At 62.4% G+C, this 21,698-nt stretch carries 25 protein-coding genes and 1 tRNA gene; 16 read left to right on the top strand and 10 right to left on the bottom strand.

Going from position 1 to position 21,698, the window contains the following annotated elements; translation table 11 throughout:
• Entirely contained in the window at positions 1–1,074 is a 1,074-nt protein-coding gene (gene tsaD / locus DXY35_RS06930) for a tRNA (adenosine(37)-N6)-threonylcarbamoyltransferase complex transferase subunit TsaD (RefSeq protein WP_115081689.1), read from the bottom strand.
• 77 nt (positions 1,075–1,151) lie between these two features.
• Between tsaD and DXY35_RS06925 the strand changes: the two genes are divergently transcribed.
• On the top strand, positions 1,152–1,628 hold the full coding sequence (locus tag DXY35_RS06925; RefSeq protein WP_114988265.1) for a Photosystem I reaction center subunit III: 477 nt from the start codon (positions 1,152–1,154) through the stop codon (positions 1,626–1,628).
• A gap of 32 nt (positions 1,629–1,660) precedes the next feature.
• The gene (gene psaJ, locus DXY35_RS06920) at positions 1,661–1,777 is read left to right on the top strand and encodes a photosystem I reaction center subunit IX (protein WP_006850741.1); all 117 of its coding nucleotides are present in this window, start codon (positions 1,661–1,663) and stop codon (positions 1,775–1,777) included.
• A gap of 113 nt (positions 1,778–1,890) precedes the next feature.
• On the opposite strand, the gene gmk is transcribed toward psaJ, so the two are convergent.
• Positions 1,891–2,448, bottom strand: coding sequence for a guanylate kinase (gene gmk, locus DXY35_RS06915; RefSeq protein ID WP_115081688.1), 558 nt, complete (start codon positions 2,446–2,448; stop codon positions 1,891–1,893).
• 38 nt (positions 2,449–2,486) lie between these two features.
• On the opposite strand from gmk, the gene DXY35_RS06910 reads away from it, so the two are divergent.
• Both DXY35_RS06910 and tatC read left to right on the top strand, forming a co-directional pair.
• Positions 2,487–4,214 carry an NFACT family protein gene (locus DXY35_RS06910; RefSeq protein WP_244272984.1) on the top strand — a complete coding sequence of 576 codons (1,728 nt, stop codon included), beginning with the start codon at positions 2,487–2,489 and terminating at the stop codon, positions 4,212–4,214.
• A 125-nt stretch (positions 4,215–4,339) separates the two neighbouring features.
• Positions 4,340–5,044 (top strand): twin-arginine translocase subunit TatC, encoded by a 705-nt coding sequence (tatC, locus tag DXY35_RS06905; protein ID WP_170950543.1) that lies wholly within the window; start codon positions 4,340–4,342, stop codon positions 5,042–5,044.
• On the opposite strand, the gene DXY35_RS06900 is transcribed toward tatC, so the two are convergent.
• Complete coding sequence (locus tag DXY35_RS06900; protein ID WP_115081687.1) at positions 5,025–5,441, bottom strand: DUF3067 family protein; 417 nt, start codon at positions 5,439–5,441, stop codon at positions 5,025–5,027. The genes tatC and DXY35_RS06900 overlap by 20 nt on opposite strands.
• Positions 5,442–5,488: 47 nt before the next feature.
• Between DXY35_RS06900 and petC the strand changes: the two genes are divergently transcribed.
• From petC to DXY35_RS06870, 6 genes are all read left to right on the top strand, one after another.
• The gene (gene petC / locus DXY35_RS06895) at positions 5,489–6,025 is read left to right on the top strand and encodes a cytochrome b6-f complex iron-sulfur subunit (protein ID WP_006850760.1); all 537 of its coding nucleotides are present in this window, start codon (positions 5,489–5,491) and stop codon (positions 6,023–6,025) included.
• A 38-nt stretch (positions 6,026–6,063) separates the two neighbouring features.
• Positions 6,064–6,999 (top strand): cytochrome f, encoded by a 936-nt coding sequence (gene petA, locus DXY35_RS06890; protein WP_115081686.1) that lies wholly within the window; start codon positions 6,064–6,066, stop codon positions 6,997–6,999.
• 5 nt (positions 7,000–7,004) lie between these two features.
• A complete protein-coding gene (lgt, locus tag DXY35_RS06885) occupies positions 7,005–7,883 on the top strand; it encodes a prolipoprotein diacylglyceryl transferase (protein ID WP_115081685.1) in 879 nt (292 codons plus the stop codon).
• Entirely contained in the window at positions 7,880–8,641 is a 762-nt protein-coding gene (gene cobM / locus DXY35_RS06880) for a precorrin-4 C(11)-methyltransferase (protein ID WP_115081684.1), read from the top strand. The genes lgt and cobM overlap by 4 nt, the downstream gene beginning before the upstream one ends.
• A 25-nt stretch (positions 8,642–8,666) precedes the next feature.
• Positions 8,667–8,738 (top strand) — tRNA-Val (locus DXY35_RS06875).
• Positions 8,739–8,828: 90 nt separating this feature from the next.
• Positions 8,829–9,605: a RodZ family helix-turn-helix domain-containing protein gene (locus tag DXY35_RS06870; RefSeq protein WP_115081683.1), complete on the top strand. Its 777-nt coding sequence runs from the start codon at positions 8,829–8,831 to the stop codon at positions 9,603–9,605.
• On the opposite strand, the gene DXY35_RS06865 is transcribed toward DXY35_RS06870, so the two are convergent.
• Positions 9,589–11,226, bottom strand: coding sequence for a Ppx/GppA phosphatase family protein (locus DXY35_RS06865; RefSeq protein WP_115081723.1), 1,638 nt, complete (start codon positions 11,224–11,226; stop codon positions 9,589–9,591). The two genes, DXY35_RS06870 and DXY35_RS06865, sit on opposite strands and share 17 nt — an antisense overlap.
• Positions 11,227–11,313: 87 nt before the next feature.
• Between DXY35_RS06865 and DXY35_RS06860 the strand changes: the two genes are divergently transcribed.
• Together DXY35_RS06860 and DXY35_RS06855 are read left to right on the top strand one after the other, a co-directional pair.
• Positions 11,314–12,207 carry a 4-hydroxybenzoate polyprenyltransferase gene (locus DXY35_RS06860; protein ID WP_115081721.1) on the top strand — a complete coding sequence of 298 codons (894 nt, stop codon included), beginning with the start codon at positions 11,314–11,316 and terminating at the stop codon, positions 12,205–12,207.
• Positions 12,207–13,091, top strand: a complete 885-nt coding sequence (locus tag DXY35_RS06855) for an LD-carboxypeptidase (protein WP_115081722.1) — start codon at positions 12,207–12,209, stop codon at positions 13,089–13,091. Before DXY35_RS06860 ends, DXY35_RS06855 begins: the two co-directional genes overlap by 1 nt.
• Here DXY35_RS06855 and ispD read toward each other — a convergent pair.
• The gene (ispD, locus tag DXY35_RS06850; protein WP_115081720.1) at positions 13,075–13,755 is read right to left on the bottom strand and encodes a 2-C-methyl-D-erythritol 4-phosphate cytidylyltransferase; all 681 of its coding nucleotides are present in this window, start codon (positions 13,753–13,755) and stop codon (positions 13,075–13,077) included. The genes DXY35_RS06855 and ispD overlap by 17 nt on opposite strands.
• A gap of 72 nt (positions 13,756–13,827) precedes the next feature.
• Here ispD and DXY35_RS06845 point away from each other — a divergent pair, with 72 nt between their 5' ends.
• Genes DXY35_RS06845 through fabG form a run of 3 tightly spaced genes read left to right on the top strand, consistent with a single transcriptional unit; the run spans position 13,828 to position 16,528 of the window.
• A complete protein-coding gene (locus DXY35_RS06845) occupies positions 13,828–14,661 on the top strand; it encodes a glycosyltransferase family 9 protein (protein WP_115081682.1) in 834 nt (277 codons plus the stop codon).
• An 11-nt stretch (positions 14,662–14,672) separates the two neighbouring features.
• Positions 14,673–15,728, top strand: coding sequence for a TrkA family potassium uptake protein (locus tag DXY35_RS06840; protein WP_115081681.1), 1,056 nt, complete (start codon positions 14,673–14,675; stop codon positions 15,726–15,728).
• Between the two features lie 47 nt (positions 15,729–15,775).
• Positions 15,776–16,528 carry a 3-oxoacyl-[acyl-carrier-protein] reductase gene (gene fabG, locus DXY35_RS06835; protein ID WP_114988294.1) on the top strand — a complete coding sequence of 251 codons (753 nt, stop codon included), beginning with the start codon at positions 15,776–15,778 and terminating at the stop codon, positions 16,526–16,528.
• Positions 16,529–16,537: 9 nt separating this feature from the next.
• Here fabG and DXY35_RS06830 read toward each other — a convergent pair whose 3' ends face one another.
• The gene (locus tag DXY35_RS06830; RefSeq protein WP_114988256.1) at positions 16,538–16,714 is read right to left on the bottom strand and encodes a hypothetical protein; all 177 of its coding nucleotides are present in this window, start codon (positions 16,712–16,714) and stop codon (positions 16,538–16,540) included.
• 131 nt (positions 16,715–16,845) lie between these two features.
• Here DXY35_RS06830 and groL point away from each other — a divergent pair, with 131 nt between their 5' ends.
• The gene (groL, locus tag DXY35_RS06825) at positions 16,846–18,525 is read left to right on the top strand and encodes a chaperonin GroEL (RefSeq protein WP_115081680.1); all 1,680 of its coding nucleotides are present in this window, start codon (positions 16,846–16,848) and stop codon (positions 18,523–18,525) included.
• Here groL and DXY35_RS06820 read toward each other — a convergent pair whose 3' ends face one another.
• The 4 genes from DXY35_RS06820 to DXY35_RS06805 are packed head-to-tail and all read right to left on the bottom strand — an operon-like array spanning position 18,526 to position 21,651.
• Positions 18,526–19,215 carry an N-acetylmannosamine-6-phosphate 2-epimerase gene (locus tag DXY35_RS06820; protein WP_115081679.1) on the bottom strand — a complete coding sequence of 230 codons (690 nt, stop codon included), beginning with the start codon at positions 19,213–19,215 and terminating at the stop codon, positions 18,526–18,528. It lies immediately after the preceding gene.
• A gap of 5 nt (positions 19,216–19,220) precedes the next feature.
• Entirely contained in the window at positions 19,221–19,769 is a 549-nt protein-coding gene (locus tag DXY35_RS06815) for a hypothetical protein (protein ID WP_115081678.1), read from the bottom strand.
• Positions 19,770–19,773: 4 nt separating this feature from the next.
• Entirely contained in the window at positions 19,774–20,628 is an 855-nt protein-coding gene (locus DXY35_RS06810) for an ABC transporter permease (RefSeq protein ID WP_115081677.1), read from the bottom strand.
• Between the two features lie 9 nt (positions 20,629–20,637).
• Positions 20,638–21,651, bottom strand: coding sequence for an ATP-binding cassette domain-containing protein (locus tag DXY35_RS06805; RefSeq protein ID WP_115081676.1), 1,014 nt, complete (start codon positions 21,649–21,651; stop codon positions 20,638–20,640).
• Positions 21,652–21,698: the final 47 nt, after the last annotated feature.

Genomic DNA, 21,698 nt, shown 5'->3' with positions numbered 1-21,698 from the left:
CTAGAAGGGTGGGTCTGGTGTGTAAAGCGCATCGGCCTGATCCAAGGGCCAGCGGGCTGCAACGCCGGATTCAAGAGACGTGCAAGCAGGGTTCTGGCCCAGACGCAGCAAGGCCGCAGCCCCGATCATGGCGGCGTTGTCGGTGCAGAAGGCCAGCGGAGCGATGGAGACCGTTATGCCCCGCTGCTTCCCCTGTTCGAGCATGCTCTGGCGCAAGCGACGGTTCGCTGCGACGCCCCCAACCATCACCACTTGCTGAACACCGTGGTCTTCAGCACAGCGAAGACTGCGCTGCACCAGAACATCGGCCACCACCTGTTCGAAACTGGCGGCCAGGTCGGCAAGAGGCAGCGGATCAGGGTTTTGCCGCAAAGTTTCCACAGTGCGGAGCATGGCGGTCTTCAGACCACTGAAGGAAAAGTCGTAGGGGTGAAAACCGCCGCCCGGCAATGAAATCCGCCCCTTGGGCAGCCGAAAGCGCGTTGCATCACCCGTTTCGGCAACAGCCTGGATGGCAGGACCTCCGGGGTATCCCAGACCAAGCAGGCGGGCCACCTTGTCGAAAGCCTCTCCAGCGGCATCGTCATGGCTTCGGCCGAGCCGGGTCATCCCGCCGTCGTCAGCCACCAGGATCAGCTCCGTGTGGCCCCCGCTCACAAGCAACACCAGATAAGGAGCTTGCGGTGGGGCATCTCCAAGCATCACCGAGGCCAGATGGCCCTCCAGGTGATGAACGCCGAGAAAGGGGCGCTGATGCAGCGCAGCAAGGGTGCGACCCGTCACCGAGGCCACCATCAGAGCCCCGGCCAGACCTGGAGTAATCGTGGCCGCGATGGCATCCAGCTGCCCCAGAGCGACACCCGCCTCGTCAACCACGGTCTCCACCAGCCCCGGCAGGGCCTCAACGTGGCGGCGCGAAGCGATTTCGGGCACAACACCACCCCAACGGGCATGCTCCTCAACCTGAGATGCAATCCGCGACGCCAGAACCTCGATTCGCCCATCCGCGTGACGGCGCAGGACCGCTGCAGCGGACTCGTCACAACTTGTTTCGAGGGCAAGCACTGCATGCATCTAAGCGATGCGCCTCCCCTACTGTCCGACTTGTGACATCTTGCCCTTTCGGGGCACCGTTCAGAGGAATTGTTCCGATGCGTCGTCTCTTCGCCGTCGTGCTTTCAGCACTCCTGGTGTTCGGCTTCGCCCCCGTCGCCAAGGCGGATGTGGCTGGCCTCACCCCCTGCTCAGAAAGCGCCCGCTTCCAGCAGCGTGCTGCCGCTGCCACCACGCCTCAGGCCAAAGCTCGCTTCGAGATGTACAGCCAGGCCTCCTGTGGTGAGGATGGCCTTCCCCACCTGATCGTCGATGGCCGCTGGAGCCACGCCGGTGATTTTGTGTATCCCGGGATCATGTTCCTGTACGTCGCCGGCTGCATCGGCTGGGCCGGTCGTGAGTACTTGAAAGCAACTCGCGGCAAGAATGCTGCCCAGTACGAAATCTTCATCGATCGCAGCATCGCCATCAAGAGCCTTCTGGCTGCTGCCACCTGGCCCCTTGCTGCCTTCGGTGAATTCACCAGCGGCAAGCTGCTCGAAGACGACAGCAAGGTGACTGTTTCACCACGCTGATTCAAACGACTTCAACCATTGCTCCCTCAACAATGAACAAGTTTCTGACCGCAGCTCCAGTGGTTGCAGCCATTTGGTTCACCGCCACCGCAGGAATCCTGATCGAGTGGAACCGCTTCTTCCCCGATCTTCTCTTCCACCCGATGTGAATCTGGGTTGATTTTCAAGAGGCAAGGGAACCTTCGGGTTCCCTTTTTTTGTGCCTGCCCCCGTTGCGAAAGTCAGGATTACGACGATCAGCGTTGCAAAAAGCAGCTCTGCTTTATCCCAGACCCATCAGCGTCTCCACCTGGTTCAACGCTGATTCGAGATCGTCATTGATCACGACAGCATCGAATTCCTGTTGGGCCTCGAGTTCCTCGCGAGCGCGAGTCAAGCGGCGCTGAATGGCATCCTCCGCATCGGTTCCGCGCCCACGGATCCGGCGCTCCAATTCTTCAAAGCTGGGGGGAGCCAGAAAAATCTGAAAACCGTCCGGAAAACTGCGACGCACCTGGCGGGCACCTTCCAACTCAATCTCCAGAAGCACGGGGCGCCCCGCCGCCATCTGTTCTTCCACAGGACCGCGGGGGGTGCCGTAGCAATTCCCCGCGAATTCCGCCCACTCGAGAAAACCTCCCTGCTCCACCAAGGCCTCAAACCCCGCACGGCTGTGGAAGAAGTAGTTGATGCCGTTCTGCTCCCCCTGGCGCGGAGAACGGGTGGTGGCCGACACCGACAGCCAGATCTGGGGGTGCCGTTCCAGCAGCTGGTTCACCAGCGTTCCCTTGCCGACTCCACTGGGGCCGGTGATCAAGGTGAGCTTTCCACTGGTGGACATCGCAGCGTCTGCGTGGGTCAGCAGAGTAGGAAGCCCCAATGCCCCACCCGGTGCTCCAGGTGATCGCCTCCACCAGCCTGCAGCCAATGGATCTCACCACGCTGCGCGCGGTGCTCTGGGATCTGCGCCCAAAGCTGGTGCCCAGCCGCTTCGAGAAGGCCCAACAGCCGGACCCGGCAACGATTCAACTGGGATGCCGCAGCCTCAAGGGGATGGTGTGGCTGGAACTGAGCTGGCAAGCCGAGGCCCCTCGGCTGGTGGAGGTCAACCCTCCACCGCGCAGCGGCAGCGGCAGCACCTTCGCCCAGCAGTTGCAACACAGCCTCCGCCAGCTGGCCCTGGTGGAGCTCCACCAGAGCGGTTTTGAACGGGTGGTGGAATTCCGGTTTGCCCAACGCCCTGGGGAACCGATCCAGCGGGTGCTCGTGCTGGAGCTGATGGGACGGCACAGCAACCTGCTGCTGCTGGATGAGCAGCGCCGGATCATTGCCCTGGGGCGACAGGTCCGCGACCATCAGTCCCGCGTGCGCCCTCTCTCCACTGGTGATTCCTACAGCCCACCCCCGATGCTGCAGGGGTTGGCACCGGATCCAACGGAGGGCTTTGAACGCTGGAAGGAGCGGCTCTCTCTCGTTCCGATCGCGCTGCGCAAGGCCCTGCAGCAGACCTATCAGGGGATCAGCCCAGCCCTTGCTCTACAGCTCGCCGGCGACCATCTGAACACTCCGGTGGACAGCCTGGATGCACACCACTGGTGCCACCTGTTTGAACGCTGGTCGCTCTGGTTGTACCAGCTCGAGCGTGAGCAGTTCGCCCTGGTGGTGGAGAACGACGGTCGTTACCGGGTCTGGGGGTGTCCCCAGGGTGAAGTGCATCCACAGCCCGCTCTGGCGCTCACCCTGGGATCCCTGCACCAGCAATCCCAAGAGCAACGGGCCCTGGCACGGGTCAGCCAAGATCTGCGTCAACGCCTGGAGCGTTGGCGTAGCAAAGAACAGGCAGCCCAGCAGGACCAACACCAGCGCCTGAAGGCCACCGAAGGGCACGAGGCTCTTCAACGCCAGGCGGACGCTCTCCTCTGCCTCGGAAACCCAAGCCGCGACCAGGTCGATGAAGCCCAGTCGCTCTATCGCAGGGCCAAAAAACTGCGGAGATCGCGCCCGATCCTTGAGCAGCGGCTGGAGCACCATCAGCAACGGCTTGAGCTGATCAGCGCAAGCGAAACCTTCATCGAAGATCAACTGAGTGCCACCTGGCAGGACGGCCCGGCGCGCCTCGCCGCCCTGAATGATCTGCGGGAGGAACTCGATGAGCTGTTACAGCCCAAGGAACGCCGTCGCAGCACGCGTCAGCAGCGTCAACGGGACCAGCCCCAGCCGCTGGAACTGAACACACCCGGAGGTCTCAAGGTGCAGGTGGGGCGGAATCACCGCCAGAACGACTGGATCTCGCTGCGCCAGGCCCGCAGTGGTGACCTCTGGTTTCACGCCCAGGAATGCCCAGGCAGTCACGTGGTGTTGAAGAGCTCCAACGGGCTGGCCGAGGAATCCGACCTGGCGATGGCAACGGATCTGGCGGCCTATTTCAGCCGCGCACGGGGCAACACGCGGGTGGCGGTGGTGATGGTGCCCACCGATCAGCTGCAGCGCATTCCCGGTGCCGGCCCGGGCACCGTGCGTCATGGACAAGCTGAAATCCGCTGGGGGGATCCCCAGGGTGCGGAAGAGCGGCTGCTTGCCCCTAGCCTGAGCCCACATTCGGGCTGACCTGTTGCGCCGCCCGCCCTGCGTCTGTGTCTGAGCGCCCCGAAGGTCCCCCAGCTCTGCAGCCACCACCGCCCATTCGCATTGGGAGGGCACCTGGTGATGCCGATCTGCCCAATGAGGTGGAAATGCCTCTGGTGGATCACCTTGAGGAACTGCGTCAACGGGTTCTGCGCAGCTTGCTGGCCGTTGTTGTTGCAGCGCTGACCTGCCTGCTGGGGGTTAAACCTCTGGTGCGCCTGCTGGAAGCGCCAGCCAGCGGAATTCATTTCCTTCAACTGGCACCGGGAGAGTTTTTATTCGTCTCGCTGAAGGTGGCCGGTTACGCCGGCCTCACCCTGGCCCTGCCCTATGTGCTGTTTCAGATCCTGGCCTTTGTGCTGCCGGGCCTGACGATCCGCGAACGACGCCTGATCGCCCCTGCCGTCGCCGGCTCCGCGGTTCTGTTCATGGCGGGCCTGGCCTTTGCATGGTGGGCCCTGGTGCCAGCCGCCCTTCGTTTTCTGGTGAGCTACGGCGCCGATGTGGTGGAGCCGCTCTGGTCGATCGAGCGTTATCTGGATTTTGTTCTGCTGCTGATGCTGGCCACCGGGCTGGCGTTTCAGCTCCCTGTTCTGCAACTGCTCCTCGGGGCCCTGGGGCTGGTGCGCTGGAGGCCGATGCTTGGGGCCTGGCGCTGGGTTGTGCTGGGTTCAGCCCTGGCTGGAGCTGTGCTGACGCCATCCACCGATCCGATCACGATGCTGCTGCTGGCTGGAGCGATCACGGCCCTGTTCCTGATCGGCGTCGGCCTGGTGGCCCTGACCGAATCCTTCAGACCAGAAACTCCTTGATCAGCGTTTCCGCTTCCGGCCCTGTCGCCTCCAGCGGAAGACTCAACGCCTTACCAAGACGGGGTTTGTCACGGGTGGAACCGAGCCATTGGCGCACCTCACCCGCCAAACCAAGACGATTCACAACATCCAGCACCTCACCGAGATGCTGCCGATAGGCCTCAAGGTCCATCGGGAACGACTGTTGCTCGAGATAGGCCCACATCACCTGGAGGTACAAACGACGGCGTCGAACCACCAGCTGAAGGTCGTAAGTCGCCCGCCAGCGCTGGCGTAGACAGGCCATCACCTCGTCAACACTGAGCGGCGGCTCGGGCACGGCGTTGGCGATATCAAGCACAGAAGCAGGGGCGGCAGGGGCAGGTAGACGCCTGTCGTTGCAAAGCTTGACAGGCACTTAAGCATCCATAATGGTCGCCAATCCGAGCTGGATGAACGTCCGCCATGACCCAACTCTCCTCGAGCGATGTGCCCGGAATGGGTCGTCGGCAGTTCATGAATCTGCTGACGTTCGGCTCCGTCACCGGTGTGGCCCTGGGAGCCCTCTACCCGGTGGCGAATTATTTCATCCCCCCCAAGGCCGCGGGCAGTGGCGGTGGCACCAGCGCCAAGGATGAGCTGGGCAACCCGATCACAGCCAGCGGCTGGCTCTCCAGCCACCCCGAGGGCGATCGCAGCCTGGTGCAGGGCCTCAAAGGCGATCCCACCTATCTGATCGTTGAAGGCGAAGACGCCATCGGCAGCTACGGCATCAACGCCATCTGCACCCACCTCGGTTGCGTTGTTCCCTGGAACAGCGGCGCCAACAAGTTCATGTGCCCCTGTCACGGCAGTCAGTACGACGCCACCGGCAAAGTGGTCCGTGGCCCTGCCCCTCTCTCCCTGGCCCTGGCGAACGTCAGCGTGGAGAACGACAACGTGTTCGTGAGCCAGTGGACCGAGACCGACTTCCGAACCGGCGATAAGCCCTGGTGGGCCTGATCTTTCCCTTCCCTACGCCTGCATCCCCTCACCGTCCCATGCGTCGTCATCTCTCGCTCTTCCTTGGATCGCTTGTCATCGGACTGGCTCTGCTGATCGCTCCGGCTGCAAGCTGGGCATACCCCTTCTGGGCTCAACAGAACTACGACAGCCCCAGGGAAGCCACCGGCAAGATTGTTTGCGCCAACTGCCACCTGGCCAAAAAGCTGACCCAGGCTGAAGTGCCCCAATCGGTCCTCCCCGACAGCGTCTTCACCGCCAGCGTCAAGGTTCCTTACGAAAAGGGCCTGCAGGAAATCGGTGCCGACGGCAGCGATGTTGGCCTGCAGGTGGGCGCCGTTGTGATGCTTCCTGATGGCTTCACCCTGGCTCCTCAGGACCGCTGGACCGACGAGATCAAGGAAGAAACAGAAGGCGTCTATTTCACTCAGTACAGCGACGACCAGCCAAACATCCTGCTGGTGGGACCGATTCCTGGTGATGAGCACCAAGAGATCGTCTTCCCTGTGCTGTCCCCTGATCCCGCCACCGACAGCAACATCCACTTCGGCAAGTACCAGATCCACGTGGGTGGCAACCGCGGCCGTGGCCAGGTGTATCCCACCGGTGAGAAGAGCAACAACACCGTCTACACGGCTCCTGCCAGCGGCACCATTGCCTCCATCGAACCCGGCGACAACGGAGCCAGCGTGGTCAGCATCAAGTCTGCTGACGGCAGCAACGTGAGCGAGACCATTCCGGTTGGTCCTGAAGTTCTGGTCAGCGTTGGTGACAGCATCGAAGCCGGTGCTGCCCTGACCAACGACCCCAACGTGGGCGGCTTCGGCCAGGTGGACGCAGAGATTGTTCTGCAGAACCCCGTTCGGATCTACGGCCTGCTCGCCTTCTTCGCGGCGGTGGCTCTGGCTCAGATCATGCTGGTGCTGAAGAAGAAGCAGATCGAAAAGGTTCAGGCCGCTGAAGGCAACTTCTGATCGCTATGGCTGTTGAAGCCCTGTTTCCCCTGGCGACCTTCCAGTCGCCAGGGGAATTTTTGCCTCACACCCAACACTGGTTCCTTCCCCTGCGTTGGTACGGGCTGCTGATTGCAACAGCCGTCTTGATTGGACTGAACCTCTCCAGCCGACTGGCCAAGCTTCGACAGCTGGAGAACGGCCTGATCAGCGATCTCCTGCCCGTGCTCGTGCTGTTTGCCGTGATCGGAGCACGGATTTACTACGTGGCCTTCGAGTGGCACAACTACGCCTCCAACCCGCTCAAGGCCCTGGCCATCTGGGAAGGAGGGATCGCCATCCACGGTGCTTTGCTGGCGGGAACAATCACGCTGATCCTGTTCTGCCGCTGGCGCCGGCAACCCTTCTGGGATGTGCTGGATGTGTTGGTTCCCTCCGTGGCCTTGGGACAGGCCATCGGTCGCTGGGGGAATTTCTTCAATTCCGAGGCCTTCGGGGTTCCAACTGATCTGCCGTGGAAGCTGTTCATCCCGGCGCAGAGCCGCCCTGTGATGTACAGCACGTCAGAATTTTTCCACCCGACGTTCCTCTACGAATCGATCTGGAACCTGCTGCTCTTCGGACTGTTGATGCTGCTCTTTCGCCGCGGACTCAAAGCTCCTGGGATGCTGCCATCGGGCGCCATGAGTTGTGTGTACTTGGTGGGCTACAGCCTTGGCCGTGTCTGGATCGAAGGTCTGCGCATTGATCCTCTCTGCATCGGTTCGCTTCCACCGGCTTGCGACGGGGGAATCCGCATCGCCCAATTGATGAGTTGCACCCTGGTTGCACTCGGCGTCCTGGGGCTTTGGTGGCTATATCAACGGAAGCGACCCCTGCCTGATCCATCAGGCCAACCCAGTTGAGTCACGTTGTCAGTTTCGTCGGCGCAGGCCCCGGTGCTCCAGACCTGCTCACCCTTCGCGCGGCTGACCGTCTGAACAAAGCCGACGTGCTGATCTGGACGGATTCCCTGGTCTGTCCAGCCATCGCCGATCTGGCGCCGGCGGATTGCGAACGCATCCGCACCAGCACGACCACGCTCGAAGAGCTGATCCCACTGCTCATCGACCGGCAGCGCCAGGGCAAACGGGTGGTGCGGCTCCACGATGGAGACACGGCGCTCTACAGCGCCATCAATGAACAGATCTGCGCCCTGAGCGACGCCGAAATCCCTGTGGAAGTGATTCCCGGGATCAGCGCCTACCAAGCGGCAGCCGCCGGACTCGCCAGCGAACTCACCCTCCCAGGCGTGGTGCAAACCATTGTTCTCAGTCGCGCTGGGGGTCGCACCGGCGTGCCGGAACGGGAACAGCTGGATCGGCTGGCCGCCCTGCGCGCCAGCCTTTGCATCTATCTGAGTGCACGACACGTTGAAGAGGTGCAAACCACCCTTCTGGAGCACTACCCCGCCGACACGCCCGTAGCCATCGGACATCGGGTGAGCTGGCCTGATCAGATGCTCACCGTGGTCCCTCTCAGGGAGATGGCTGCGGTGAGTCGGGAACGCAATCTGATTCGCACAACGCTTTATGTGGTGAGTCCGGCCCTTGCCGGTGGTCCCCAGCGCTCACGGCTTTACTCGCCTGACCACGACCACCTGTTCCGTCCGAAACCTCAATAGGCGGTGGTTTAAGATCGATTTGTGCGGGCGATTAGCACAGTGGTAGCGCACTTCCTTCACACGGAAGGGGTCACTGGTTCGAATCCAGTATCGCCCATATTTTTTGGTGGGATTTAATCCTTTTGGTGCTGACTGCACTGTTGGATCGGCCTAAGTTCAGCTTTGAACGAGGTCGATCGACCCATTGATGAACGAGCGCAGTCTTGCGGACGACCAGGGCAAAGCCACGGGCCTGGTTGAAGCAGGGCGACAGTTGGCCGAGGCGCGGGCTGCTGCGGGCCTGAGCCAGAACCAACTCGCCAGCCAGCTGCACATGGGCGAGGAGCAACTGGCAGCACTGGAACGGGGCGATCAAACCGAATTGCCTGAACCCGTGTTCATCAAAGCCATGGTGCGCCGGATCAGTTCGCATCTGGGTTTGGATGCTGATGCCATGGTTCAAACCCTCGGCCCCCTCACCACCAAACCGCCCAAACGGGCGACTCCCGGGGCAACACCGCGGGGCATCGCTCCTCAGAACCGGAGAACATTCAATCCGCTTCCCCTCGTGGCCCTCGCCGGGCTTGCTGGCCTTGGCTTTGTTGTATGGAGCAACGCCTCCGAGTTGACGCGCTTCGCCCAGGGGTTGAAGCCTGCCAATCCAACCCTTGAGCCAAGCGAAACCGATCTGGAGGTGACCAAGGTTGCAGATGAGCGCGATGCCCTCATCGTTCCAGCGCCACCAACGGCAGACCTGGGCCTCACGATCAGCAGCAGCGAACCCAGCTGGATCGCCCTACGGCGTGAGGGAGTTGTGGAATTCGAAGGGCTGCTGAACGGTGAGCGCAGGATTGACAATCCTGACCTGGTGGAGATCTACGCCGGCCGGCCTGATCTGGTGCAGCTCAGTTCTCCCGACGCCGAGACACGCACCCTTGGCGCTGTGGATGACATCCGCTGGATCCCGCTCAGCCCTGCACCCTGACGCGCAGATTCACGCCAACCGCCTCCTTCACCACCTCAGCGCAGCCCTCCAAGCTCCACTGTTCAAGGCTGACGTTCTGGTTGACCCGCTCAGGAACGATCTCCAGATCCAGACTTCCCTTCACCGCATGAATGCGGAGTGCTGAGATCACCGGCTCAGGCCTGCGATCCAGAGCCGCGGCCAAGCGCAGCAGCAGGGCCATCTGATGAACACAGCGACGGTTGTCTCGGGTGGCCACAAGCTGCCAGGACTCATGGCGTTTCTTCGGCAGGCTGCGGCGGTGATAGCGGGCAATGGCCGCCACCATCAAGTGCTCCGCCTCGGAATAGCCAAGCAGCTCACCATGACGAATCAAGTACCAGGTGTGCTTGTGGTAAGCGCTGATGTTGATGTGCTGGCCACAGGTATGGAGCATGGCGGCAGCCCAAAGCAGTTCACGCCCTTCGCCACTGTCGTCATGCATCACGCCTCGCGTGGCGTCGTAGAGGCTTAGGGCATGGCTGGCAACCCGTTCAGCCCTGCTCTGGTTCACCGCAAAGCGCTGCACCTGATGGAGCACAGTGCGCTGCCGAATGCTGCTCTGAAAGCTGAAGCGGTCTTCCAGAAGACCCTGGCGAAGCATCCAATCAACGATCAAACCTTCCCTGAGCGCCCGCTCACTGAGCACGAACTCCCCCACACCCAGCATCTTCATGGTGGTTTGCAGGATCAGCGCACCGGGAACGATGATTTCGGCCCGACGATCGTTGATGGGAGCCAACTCCCGTCGCTGCGCAGGAGTCATCGTGATCAGACGATCAACCACCTGATTCAGGCTCTGCAGGGTGACGCGGTACCCATGCAATTTTTTTGGGGGGCGCTCCTCTTCACTCGCCGCAAGGGAGCCAATCGCCATCGCCGTGCCGCTGGTGGCTACCAAAACAGGAGTTTCACCGGGTTTGATCCTGCGACGGACTTTGTCGACCGCAGGTTCAAGCGACCCCTGAATGAAGGCCTGCAGGAATAACCGCCGTTGAGGTGGCATCGGATCATCCCGAACAAAGTCCCGCTGGAGTCGCACAGCCCCCACACGGGTGCTGGTCAGGGCGCGGGCATCACGACCATCGGCAAGGATCAGTTCCGTAGAGCCACCGCCGATATCGAGCAGAAGATGCGAACGGTCTCCAAACGGCATTCCTGAGAGGACGCCCAGATAGATCAGCCGGGCCTCCTCGGGGCCGCTGACCAAATCCACCTCCATCCCCAGATCGTCGAGGATGGTCTGGAGGAAATCGCGACCATTGGGTGCTTCTCGAACGGCACTCGTCGCCGCTGTGACGATCTGCTCAACCCGGTGACTGGCGGCGAGATCTCTGAACTGGCGAAGGGTTTCCAGCCCCCGTTGCATCGCCGCCGCGGTCAGCTCACCGGTCTCGGGATCACGCTCCCCCAGACGCGTGGTGGCCTTTTCGGCCTGGATGATCCGAAACGTGCGCAGCTTCGGATCAACGGCTGCCACCAGAAGATGAAAGGAATTGGTCCCGATATCGATGGCGGCGATCCGACGCTGATCAGCGTTCACTGCCTGCGACGCGCCGTTGTTCTGTTCCGTTGGCTGGGCTGGGGCCTTGGCATCCAGCATCAACGTCAGAGCGGCAATGAAATCCACTCTGACACTGACGGCCGAGGCCATCGGGCCCTGACTAGGGTTCTTCAAATCCCGTTGATTGTGATCAGCAGCTCTGCCCGTCTTCAGCCCTGGATCGAACTGCTCCGCTGGAACAAACCCACTGGCCGGCTGATTCTGCTGATCCCAGCAGGCTGGGCCCTCTGGCTGAATCCAAGCGCTCCCCCCAGTGTTGTGCTGATCCTGCAGATCCTTCTGGGGGGCCTGGCGGTGAGCGGAGCAGGCTGCATCGCCAATGACCTGTGGGACCAGCGCTTCGACGGCCAGGTGGAACGCACACAACATCGGCCTCTGGCCAGAGGTGCGCTGCAGCGAGGGCCAGCCTTCGCTCTGCTGCTGATCTTGCTGGGCCTCAGCCTGGCTGTTGTGCTGAGTCTGCCGGCCGCCAGCCTCGGGCTCTGTCTCGCCTTGGCCTGCACGGCCGTGCTGCCGATCCTCGGCTATCCATCGGCAAAGCGGTGGTTCGCCTTCCCCCAGGCGGTCTTGGCGCTGTGCTGGGGCTTCGCGGTGCTGATCCCCTGGGCCGCAGCAACGGCCGCCTTGAGCGGGAGTCCTGCCCTGGTGTGCAGTTGGCTGGCAACCGTGGCCTGGACCTTCGGCTTCGACACGGTCTATGCCATGGCCGACCGACGTGACGATGCCCACCTCGGCCTGCGCAGCAGCGCCCTGAGCCTCGGATCCCGCGTGGTTCCTGTGGTTCGGGGCTGCTACCTCGTGACAGCCATCACCCTTGCCATAGCGGCATGGTCGGCTCAGATCCCAGCACCGTTCTGGCCTCTCTGGTTGCTTGCCGCCGTCTTCATGCAGCACAGCTGCAACCCCTTGAACAAACAGGATGCCTCCATGGGCACCTATGGGAAGCACTTTGCCCAGCAGGTGCAGGCAGGGACGCTGCTCTGGCTCGGCCTGGTTCTGGCCAGGGGATGGGGAGCCTGATGCGCATCACCCCGGCTCCTCCGCTCCGCACTGGAGACCGTGTGGCCTGTGTGGCCGCCAGTTCAGCCCTGCAGGACGACATCAAGCTGCAGGAGGGCATTGCGGTCCTGCAGAGCTGGGGCCTCGATGTTCAACCCCAGACCTTGGCCAGCCGACGTTGGGGCTACTTCGCAGGGCGCGATGACACGCGCCATGCCGATCTGCATCCGGCAGAACCAGCAGCGCTGCTCGCCTGTGCCCGCGGTGGATGGGGGGCTGCTCGGCTGCTGGAGCAGCCCATCCGCTGGCAGAGCGGCTGGCTGTTGGGCTTTTCCGACGTGACAGCTCTGCTCTGGGCCCGCCAGGCAGCAGGGTTTGCGGGGGGCATCCATGGCCCCTTGCTCACAACACTTGCGGAGGAACCGCAATGGAGCCGAGACCGCTTGCGCAACCTGCTCTTCGGCAACACTGTTCCTGAGCTGCAAGGTCAGGGTGGTGGCGGCGGGGTGGGAAGCGGTCCCCTGCTCGTGGCCAATCTGACCGTGGCCACCCACCTGTTGGGAAGCCGTTTCGTGCCCCCCCTCAAGGGAGCCGTTCTGGTGCTGGAGGACGTGGGTGAAGCGCCCTACCGCATTGATCGGATGCTGACTCAGTGGAGGCTGAATGGCAGCTTGCAGGACCTGGCGGGTCTGGCATTTGGCAATTTCGAAGGGTGCGCCGATGAAACCAGAGACGCCTCCGAAAGCTTCAACCTTGAGCAGGTTCTTGAGGAACGCACGGCCGATCTCGGCATTCCCAGAGTGATGGACCTGCCCGTTGGTCACCGATCCGGAAACGCAGCCCTGCCCATGGGGGCGATGGCACGCCTGGACGGCAAAAACGGCCGGCTCAGCCTGCTGACCTGAGGGCGAGCACGGCCTCCGCCACGGTGAGGTCAAACGGTGTGGTGACCTTGATGTTGGCGGGGCCGGCATCCAAGACCTGCACAGGCCACCCCAGACGCTCGTACAACGACGCATCGTCGGTGACCGTCCAGCCCTGGGCAACCGCCTCAGCGTGGCCGCGACGCAGCTGATCAACGGCAAAGCCCTGCGGCGTCTGCGCAGCCCAAAGCTCCGATCGATCCGGCGTCTCACAAATCACACCATCAGATCCCACGCGCTTGATCGTGTCGCTCACCGGCGTTGCAGCAATCAGCGCCGTGCCGGCCTCCACCACAGCTGCACAGCGATCAAACAACTCCGGTTCAGCCAAACAGCGGGCGCCGTCATGAATCAAGACGTGGCGAGCCTGCTCCGGCAACCCCGCCAGACCACAAAGCACCGACTCCTGCCGCGTGCTGCCGCCCTGGATCCAGTGCACCGGCTTGCTGGGTGCATCCAGCACCGCAAGGATGGCCTCTCGATCGACCTCCTGGCCGACGATCCCGATCCATTCGATCCGCTCGGAACGCAGGGCCGCCTCCAGGGTCCAGGCAATGACGGGGCGTCCGGCCAACGGCAGCAGCAGCTTGTTGCGATCCGCACCCATGCGCCGACCGCTTCCCGCCGCAGCAATCAACAGATGCACAATCGACTCCTGCCCCAGACAGGCGTAAACGACCTCCATACAATCAGCTCGCACCATGGATGGCGGCGCTGCATGCGAGTTCTTGCCCTGAGCCCGGGTTCGCTCGAAGACCAGCTGGACCGTCTACCGGCTCTGGCCGACATCTGCCAGAAGCTCAACGCCAGCCTGCAGGTGGCCTGTGACCCCCAGCAGGCAGCTCCATGGAAGCTTCTGCCGTGCCTGGACAAGCTGTTGCCGTTCAGCTTCGAGGCCAACCCCACTCTTGCGGACTGGGCCAACCTGCTCGGTTGTGTGCGCGAACCCGACTTCCAGATCTGCATCAACTTCGCTGAAGGGCAGCAGGTGAACCTGATGCTGTCGATGAGCCATATCCCCAAACGGTTGGCGGTTGAGGGATTTGCCTGCACCGACCAGGTCAGCGTCGGTCCTGGCTGGACGGCGCAGCGTCTCAACCCCTTTCTTCAAGCCCTGGGCCTTGATCTCAAGGCCGATCAGTTCCGCCTGCCCCTGGCGGCAGAGGATCTTGAGGAAGCCCGTGAAGCACTGCCCAGCGGTGACGGCCCCCTGCTGTTGCTGTCGCCATCCGGCGAAGGGAATGACTGGCCTGCAGCGGAATGGCACCAGCTGCCTGAGACGATCAAAAGCCGCCTACCGGCGCTGCGCAGCATGGTGCTGCCAGCCGAGCTCAGCCTGCCCAAACGGGCGGCCTTGGTGGCCAATGCCGATGTCGTGCTCAGCAGCTGCCCGGTGTCCCAGCGTCTGGCGACCTATTGCGGCACCCCCCTGGTTGCCCTTGGAGCCGAGGCCGCAGACCTTCCCGAGCGCCAGGAGATCCGCTGCCTCAGCCGCCCGCAGGAGCTCGCCACGCTGCAGAGCAGTGATGTGCTGACGGCCCTCGGTTTCTGAGGAGACGTCCGATGAGGCGTGGCCGTGCAAGGGGACAGCTGAAGCTGATCACGGCTCCATGGCGGGGGCCCATCAGTGCCCTCAGTGCTGTGATCTTCGCGGGTGCCCTCGGTTATCGGATCACGGAGGGATGGGACTGGGGCGATTGCCTCTGGATGGTGCTGATCACCATCAGCACCATCGGTTTTGGAGAAGTCGCCCCGCTTTCACCTCCAGGCCGCCTGGTCACCGTCTTGATCGTGGTGGGTGGCTTGGTGGTTGTGCAACTGGCCATCCAACGCGTTCTCGGGCTGAAGGAGTCGGGATATTTCCGCAGACTGCGGGAGTTCCGCTTTCTCCGCATGCTGGAAGGCCTTCACGACCACGTGATTCTTTGCGGCTACGGCCGGATCGGACAGGAGATTGCAGCCCAACTGCAACGGGACGCGGTGCCCCTCGTAGTGATCGAAACCGATCCAGAGCGAAAGGCCGTGGCAGACGAGAATGGCCTCTGGGTGCTTCAGGCCGATGCAACCCTCGATGAAACCCTGCTGGACGCAGGTCTGGAACGCTGCTGCAGCCTCGTGGCAGCCCTACCCAGCGATGCCTCCAATCTGTACGTGATCCTCAGCGCCAAGGACCTACGACCGGATTGCCGCTTGATTGCCCGCGCCAACAGCGATGAAGCCGCCTCAAAGCTGCGGCTGGCGGGCGCCACTGTGGTGGTCAGTCCCTATGTGGCTGGTGGCCGGGTGATGGCCGCTTCGGCGCTGCGACCGCTGGCCCTCAACTTCATGGAGCTGTTAGCGGGCTCCGACTATGAAATCGAGGAATTCCAGCTGAGTCACGACCCTCGGCACCTGATGGAGATCCGCGGGCGGAGCCTGGCGGAGCTGGAGCTGGGCCGTCGCAGCGGGGCCATGGTGCTGGCGATCCGGGAGAACGGAACGCTGATCGCCAATCCAGGCGGCGACACCCAGATGGCACCGGGGCAACTCCTGATCGTGCTGGGAAGCAAAACCCAGCTCGCCACCTTTCAGTCATTGCTTGGGGAGGCCGTCGACACGATTGAAACCATGCCGGGTTGAGCTGGATGACGACGGCTCCGTACGATCCTCCGATCAACGGTGCCTCCATGTCTCCCAGCGCTTCTCTTGCCGGACAGACCGCCCTTGTGACGGGAGGAGGTCGCGGCATCGGCCGGGCCATCGCCCTGGCCCTGGGCGAAGCCGGTGCAGAGGTGGTTGTGAACTACTCCAGTTCCGCCGCCGCAGCCGATGAAGTTGTCGCTGCCATCACCACAGCAGGGGGCAAGGCCTATGCCCTGCAAGCCAACGTGTCGGTTGAGGCTGAGGTGGATGGCCTAATCAAGACGGTGCTGGAGCGCAGCGGCCGTTTGGATGTGTTGGTGAACAACGCCGGCATCACGCGGGACGGCCTGCTGATGCGGATGAAAACCGACGATTGGCAATCGGTGATCGACCTCAACCTCAGTGGAGTGTTCCTCTGCACGCGAGCCGTGGCACGCCCGATGCTCAAACAGAAGAGTGGTCGGATCATCAACATCACCTCCGTTGTGGGGCTGATGGGCAACGCAGGACAAGCCAACTACGCCGCCGCCAAAGCGGGCGTCATCGGTCTCACCCGCAGCACCGCCAAAGAGCTCGCCAGTCGTGGCATCACCGTGAACGCCGTGGCTCCGGGTTTCATTGCCACAGACATGACCAAGGACCTCGATGCGGAGGCCATCCTCAAAGACATCCCCCTGGGAACCTTTGGCACCCAGGAGCAGGTGGCCGGTGCCGTGCGCTTCCTTGCCGCCGACCCGGCCGCGGCCTACATCACAGGCCAGGTGCTGCAGGTGGATGGCGGCATGGTGATGGCCTGACCCTCAGGGTCAGGAATCAAGGGGTTGGGCCAACTCATCCCGCAGGCGGCGGATGCGCTGGAGCAGGCGTAACCGACGGCTGCGGGCGGTGGCGGTGAGAAAGATGCGCAAGGGCACGTAAACCAGGGCCATTGAACCGGCCAGCCCCGCCATCAGAACAAAAAACAGCGCTCCGGATTCAGCCATGACCGGACCCTAATCAGTTCATTTGACAGCGGCATCCGGGCAGCCCCCAACCATTCGGCTTTCCCCACCACAACGCCTCTCCACGAGGGCCACATCGCTGTGGGACAGTGACCAACGGCGTGCCCGCGACTATGGCCAAACTCCTTTCCTTCTCTGACGAATCCCGCAGCGCCCTTGAGCGGGGTGTTGATGCACTCGCCGATGCGGTGCGCGTCACGATCGGCCCCCGCGGTCGCAACGTTGTGCTCGAGAAGAAATTCGGCGCACCCGACATCGTCAACGACGGCGACTCAATCGCCCGTGAAATCGAACTGGACGACCCGTTCGAAAACCTTGGCGCCAAGCTGATGCAGCAGGTGTCCTCAAAGACCAAGGACAAGGCCGGTGACGGCACCACGACCGCAACCGTTCTGGCTCAGGCCATGGTGCGGGAAGGTCTGCGCAACACCGCTGCTGGCGCAAGCCCTGTGGAACTCCGCCGAGGCATGGAGAAGGCCGCTGCACAGGTCGTGGCTGGGCTGGGCGAGCGGAGCCAGGCCGTGGCCGGCGATGCCATTCATCAGGTGGCCACGGTGAGCTCCGGGGGTGACGACGAAGTTGGTCGGATGATCGCGGAGGCGATGGACAAGGTGAGCACCGATGGGGTGATCACGGTTGAGGAATCGAAGTCTCTGGCAACGGAACTGGAAATCACCGAGGGCATGGCCTTCGACCGGGGCTACAGCTCCCCCTACTTCGTGACGGATGCCGACCGTCAGGTCTGTGAATTTGAAAACCCCCTAATCCTTCTGACGGATCGCAAGATCAGCACGATCACGGATCTGGTCCCCGTTCTGGAAACCGTTCAGAAGAGCGGTTCCCCCCTGCTCATCCTGTCTGAGGAAGTGGAAGGCGAAGCCCTCGCCACCCTGGTGATGAACAAGAGCCGTGGGGTTCTGCAGGTGGCCGCTGTTCGGGCACCCTCCTTTGGCGAACGCCGCAAGGCAGCCCTCGCCGATATCGCCATCCTCACGGGCGGAACGCTGATCAGCGAAGACAAGGCGATGACCCTCGACAAAGTGACCCTCGAGGATCTCGGCAAGGCGCGCCGCGTCACCATCAGCAAGGAGAGCACCACGATCGTCGCCACCGACGACCATCGCCAGGCGGTGAGCGAGCGCGTCGGCGCGATCCGACGTGAACTGGAGGCCACCGAATCCGAATACGACCGCGAAAAGCTCCAGGAGCGGATCGCCAAGCTGGCCGGCGGCGTGGCTGTGATCAAGGTCGGTGCACCGACGGAAACGGAACTGAAGAACCGCAAACTGCGGATCGAGGATGCCCTGAATGCCACCCGTGCGGCCGTCGAGGAGGGCATTGTTGCCGGAGGCGGCAGCACGTTGCTGCAACTCTCCGACAGCCTGGACGCCCTGGCTTCATCGCTGAACGGCGACCAGCGCACCGGCGTTGAGATCGTGCAACGGGCACTGACGGCGCCAATTCATCAGATCGCCACCAATGCCGGTCAGAACGGTGACGTTGTGATCGCGGGCATGCGCAGCAGCGGCCAGGGATTCAATGCCCTCAGTGGTGCCTACGAGGACCTGATGGCTGCTGGCATCGTTGATGCCGCCAAGGTGGTGCGCTTGGCCGTGCAGGATTCGATTTCGATCGCTTCTCTGCTGATCACCACCGAGGTTGTAATTGCCGACAAGCCGGAACCCCCTGCACCAGCTCCCGCCGGAGACGGCGACCCCATGGGCGGCATGGGCGGAATGGGGGGCATGGGCATGCCCGGAATGGGCGGCATGGGCATGCCCGGGATGATGTGATCAGCTGATCATTCCCTGGCGATAGGCGATCACCTGGAGGTCCACTCCGGTGATTGCCGTCCCCACCACAACGGTGTCGGCTCCGGCCTTCAATGCCAACCGTGCATCCGCTGGAGAAGCAATTCCCCCCTCACAGATCAGACGAACCGAGCTGGGAAGTTCAGAGCGAAGTAGGGGGAGCAGATCAAACGCAGGGGGGCGCTGCTGTGCCGTGTCTTCTGTGTAGCCGTAGAGCGTGGTCCCAACCCAGTCACAGCCCAGTTCGGCTGCGCGCAGACCATTCTCCAGCGAATCCACATCAGCCATCAGCGGGGCCCTCAACTCATCACGGCTGCGCTCGATCAACGCGGCCAGGTCCTGCCCTGCAGGCCGCGGACGGGCTGTGGCATCGATCGCGATCACATCAGCCCCCGCAGACCACACGGCCTGAATTTCTTTCCAGCCCGGGGTGATGTACACCGAGCTGTCCGGGAACGTGCATTTCCAGAGGCCGATGATCAAGGCATCCGGACAGCGCCGACGCACTGCACCGATGTGTTCAGGGCTTTCCAAGCGCACACCCACAGCACCATTGCGCAGGGCTGCATCCGCCATGGCTGCGATCACATCGGGATCGCGCATCGGCGAACCCTGGGGGGCCTGCACCGAAACGATCAGGCCCTGATCCAGGGATTCAGGGTTGGGAATCATGCTGTTCAGGACGCCTTAGGGAAAGCGTCATCCTCCCGGCGGGGAAGCCAACGCCGCAGCGAACGGGGTGTGCTGATCGGCGGGGCAGGCACAGGTGCCGCCGCAAAGCTGCGTTGAAGCGGCTTTTCTTCAGCTGCACTCTCGTCCTCTTCGACGATCGTTTCTTCTTCAGCGACCACCCCGTTCTGCATCACCTCGCTCTCAGTCAACAGGCCGTCTTCAGCCGCAATCTGCTCCTCTTCTTCAACGACCACTTCGTCCTGACCAACCACCTCGTTCTCAGCAACCACCTCGTTATCAACCAAAACGTCGTCTTCAGGAGCAATCTCCTCCTCCGCGACAGGCATCGGCACGGAACTGAACCCATGCTTCGAAGCTGAAGGTTCCGGCAAACTCAGATCAAGCTCAGCTGCTCCGTCAAAGCCGTAACGGTGAACCCACTGACTGATCAGACCCGCGAGCAAGGCCTGATCACCTGAGGTTCGGGCCGCCTGGATCTGTTGGGCCAGAGCGTTCTGTCGAGGTGATGGCTGCTGGAACGGAGAAGAGAGCACGGATTCAGGAAAGTTTGCGGTTGAGCAGAGGGCGAATCGCAAGAAACAGCCCGATGGTGAGGACCAGAAGGATCAGCAGGCAACTGGTGCCGGTGACATCCCCATAGGGGGCCTCCAGCAGAACGGCCGAAAGGTCCAGAGGACCCTGGTAAGCCGCTCGAATGGGTTCTATCGCGAAGGTAAGGGGATTCAAGGCCGCAAGCCAGCCCAGCCAGGTGGGCATGAATGACAACGGGGCCAAGGCCGTGCTGGCAAACAGCAACGGCAAGTTGGCCACAAAAATCACAGCGATCAACTCGATGTGCCCAGGCAAAGCGAAGGCCAGTCCGAGGCTGAGGGCTGTCACAGCAAAAACCAGCAGCAGCAGCGTCACCAGCACCAGGGCGAGGCCGCTGATGCCGGGCCATCCGTAACCGAGCACTGCTGCCGTGCCCATGATCGCCAGACTCTGCAAAAGGCTCAGCGCCGTGATGTAGATCACCGACGCCAGCACGATGGAACTGCGGCTTCGCAGCGGTGCCACCAGCAGCCGATTGAGGAAACCGAATTCGCGATCAAACATCACCGGCAGGCCGGCATTCAAAGCACCGCTGAAGGCTGTGAAAACAATCACTCCAGCACCAAGAAAACGGCCGTAGCTCATGCCCCCTGGCAACAGACCCTCGGGAGCATTGGCGAACAGTGCACCGAAGAGAATCAACCAGATCAGGGGTTGCAGAACCCCGGCGATCAAGGTTGAAGGGCGACGCATCAACTGAAGAAACAAGCGCCGGGTGAGGGCGAACGTTTCCTGGCTGAGCTCGGCGAGGGCTCCGGATTGCTGCTGCTGGAGAGCAACAGATGCTGTTGGGGAAGTCATCGTTGGCACTCAACGCATGGATTGACGCTTTTCCTGTTTGACGTCGCGCTGGCCTGCGATGGCCAGTTCAGCGTCCATCAGGGTGCGTCCTGTGGCCTGAAGGTAGACATCATCCAGGCTGGGACGACTCTGGGCCAGGGCAAACACCGGCAAACCTTCAGCCTCGAGGGTCTGACGCAGCTGATCGATCACGGCCCCTCCCTCAATCACCAGGTTGAGGGAAAAGCCCTGGGAGCGGTTCACCACCACCTGACGCACCCCATCCAAAGGTTCGAGCAGGGCACGCACCTGGGTCGCCTCATCGGCATTGCTGAACTCTCGGATTCGCAGAGTCACGCGATCACCCCCCAGCCGTTGTTTGAGCTGATCAGGGCTGCCTTCGGCAATCACACGGCCGGCGTCGATGATCGCCAACTGATCCGCCAGAGCCTCCACTTCTTCGAGGTAGTGACTGCTCAGCAGAACAGTGGTGCCCTCATCAACCAGCTGACGCAGCAGCTGCCAGATGGCACTTCGGCTCTCGATATCCAGTCCCACGGTGGGTTCATCGAGCACGAGCAAGCGGGGGCGGTGCAGCAGACCGGCGGCCAGATCCAGACGCCGGCGCATGCCGCCGGAATAGGTGCCGCAGCGGCGGTCAATCCAATCGCCCATCGCGAGGCGGTCAATCAGATCAGCGATGCGGCTGTCGCGATCGTTCCGTGGCAGGTGGTAGAGATCGCCTTGCAATTGCAGCAGTTCCCGGCCACTCAAGATCTTGTCGATGGCCACCTCCTGGGCCACATAGCCCATGAGCTGGCGCACTTCTCGTGGCTGCACCAAACCGTCAACACCCCCAACAACAACTGAGCCGCTGTCTGGGGCGAGCAGGGTGGCCAGGATGCGCATGGCCGTTGTTTTGCCGGCACCATTCGGACCGAGAAGCCCGTATAGGCACCCTTCAGGAACGGTGAGATCAAGCTCACGCAGGGCCGGTACCGCGCCGTAGGCCTTGGAGATCTTGCGCAGTTCAATCAACGCCATCAGGCACCGTCAGGGACTTGCTCGGCCAATTCAGGGAATCTAGAGAG

This window comes from Synechococcus sp. N32, from assembly GCF_900473895.1.
In the GTDB taxonomy this organism is placed as follows: domain Bacteria; phylum Cyanobacteriota; class Cyanobacteriia; order PCC-6307; family Cyanobiaceae; genus Parasynechococcus.
Note: the sequence above shows the minus strand (reverse complement) of the source record. Positions and strands in the feature narration are given on the sequence as shown.

Excerpts from the sequence above, each read along its gene's own strand:
- tsaD (WP_115081689.1), bottom strand. The coding sequence starts at position 1,074 with ATGCATGCAGTGCTTGCCCTCGAAACAAGTTGTGACGAGTCCGCTGCA.
- DXY35_RS06925 (WP_114988265.1), top strand. The coding sequence starts at position 1,152 with ATGCGTCGTCTCTTCGCCGTCGTGCTTTCAGCACTCCTGGTGTTCGGC.
- psaJ (WP_006850741.1), top strand. The coding sequence starts at position 1,661 with ATGAACAAGTTTCTGACCGCAGCTCCAGTGGTTGCAGCCATTTGGTTC.
- gmk (WP_115081688.1), bottom strand. The coding sequence starts at position 2,448 with ATGTCCACCAGTGGAAAGCTCACCTTGATCACCGGCCCCAGTGGAGTC.
- DXY35_RS06910 (WP_244272984.1), top strand. The coding sequence starts at position 2,487 with ATGCCCCACCCGGTGCTCCAGGTGATCGCCTCCACCAGCCTGCAGCCA.
- tatC (WP_170950543.1), top strand. The coding sequence starts at position 4,340 with ATGCCTCTGGTGGATCACCTTGAGGAACTGCGTCAACGGGTTCTGCGC.
- petC (WP_006850760.1), top strand. The coding sequence starts at position 5,489 with ATGACCCAACTCTCCTCGAGCGATGTGCCCGGAATGGGTCGTCGGCAG.
- petA (WP_115081686.1), top strand. The coding sequence starts at position 6,064 with ATGCGTCGTCATCTCTCGCTCTTCCTTGGATCGCTTGTCATCGGACTG.
- lgt (WP_115081685.1), top strand. The coding sequence starts at position 7,005 with ATGGCTGTTGAAGCCCTGTTTCCCCTGGCGACCTTCCAGTCGCCAGGG.
- DXY35_RS06870 (WP_115081683.1), top strand. The coding sequence starts at position 8,829 with ATGAACGAGCGCAGTCTTGCGGACGACCAGGGCAAAGCCACGGGCCTG.
- DXY35_RS06865 (WP_115081723.1), bottom strand. The coding sequence starts at position 11,226 with ATGCTGGATGCCAAGGCCCCAGCCCAGCCAACGGAACAGAACAACGGC.
- DXY35_RS06855 (WP_115081722.1), top strand. The coding sequence starts at position 12,207 with ATGCGCATCACCCCGGCTCCTCCGCTCCGCACTGGAGACCGTGTGGCC.
- DXY35_RS06845 (WP_115081682.1), top strand. The coding sequence starts at position 13,828 with ATGCGAGTTCTTGCCCTGAGCCCGGGTTCGCTCGAAGACCAGCTGGAC.
- DXY35_RS06840 (WP_115081681.1), top strand. The coding sequence starts at position 14,673 with ATGAGGCGTGGCCGTGCAAGGGGACAGCTGAAGCTGATCACGGCTCCA.
- fabG (WP_114988294.1), top strand. The coding sequence starts at position 15,776 with ATGTCTCCCAGCGCTTCTCTTGCCGGACAGACCGCCCTTGTGACGGGA.
- DXY35_RS06830 (WP_114988256.1), bottom strand. The coding sequence starts at position 16,714 with ATGGCTGAATCCGGAGCGCTGTTTTTTGTTCTGATGGCGGGGCTGGCC.
- groL (WP_115081680.1), top strand. The coding sequence starts at position 16,846 with ATGGCCAAACTCCTTTCCTTCTCTGACGAATCCCGCAGCGCCCTTGAG.
- DXY35_RS06820 (WP_115081679.1), bottom strand. The coding sequence starts at position 19,215 with ATGATTCCCAACCCTGAATCCCTGGATCAGGGCCTGATCGTTTCGGTG.
- DXY35_RS06810 (WP_115081677.1), bottom strand. The coding sequence starts at position 20,628 with ATGACTTCCCCAACAGCATCTGTTGCTCTCCAGCAGCAGCAATCCGGA.
- DXY35_RS06805 (WP_115081676.1), bottom strand. The coding sequence starts at position 21,651 with ATGGCGTTGATTGAACTGCGCAAGATCTCCAAGGCCTACGGCGCGGTA.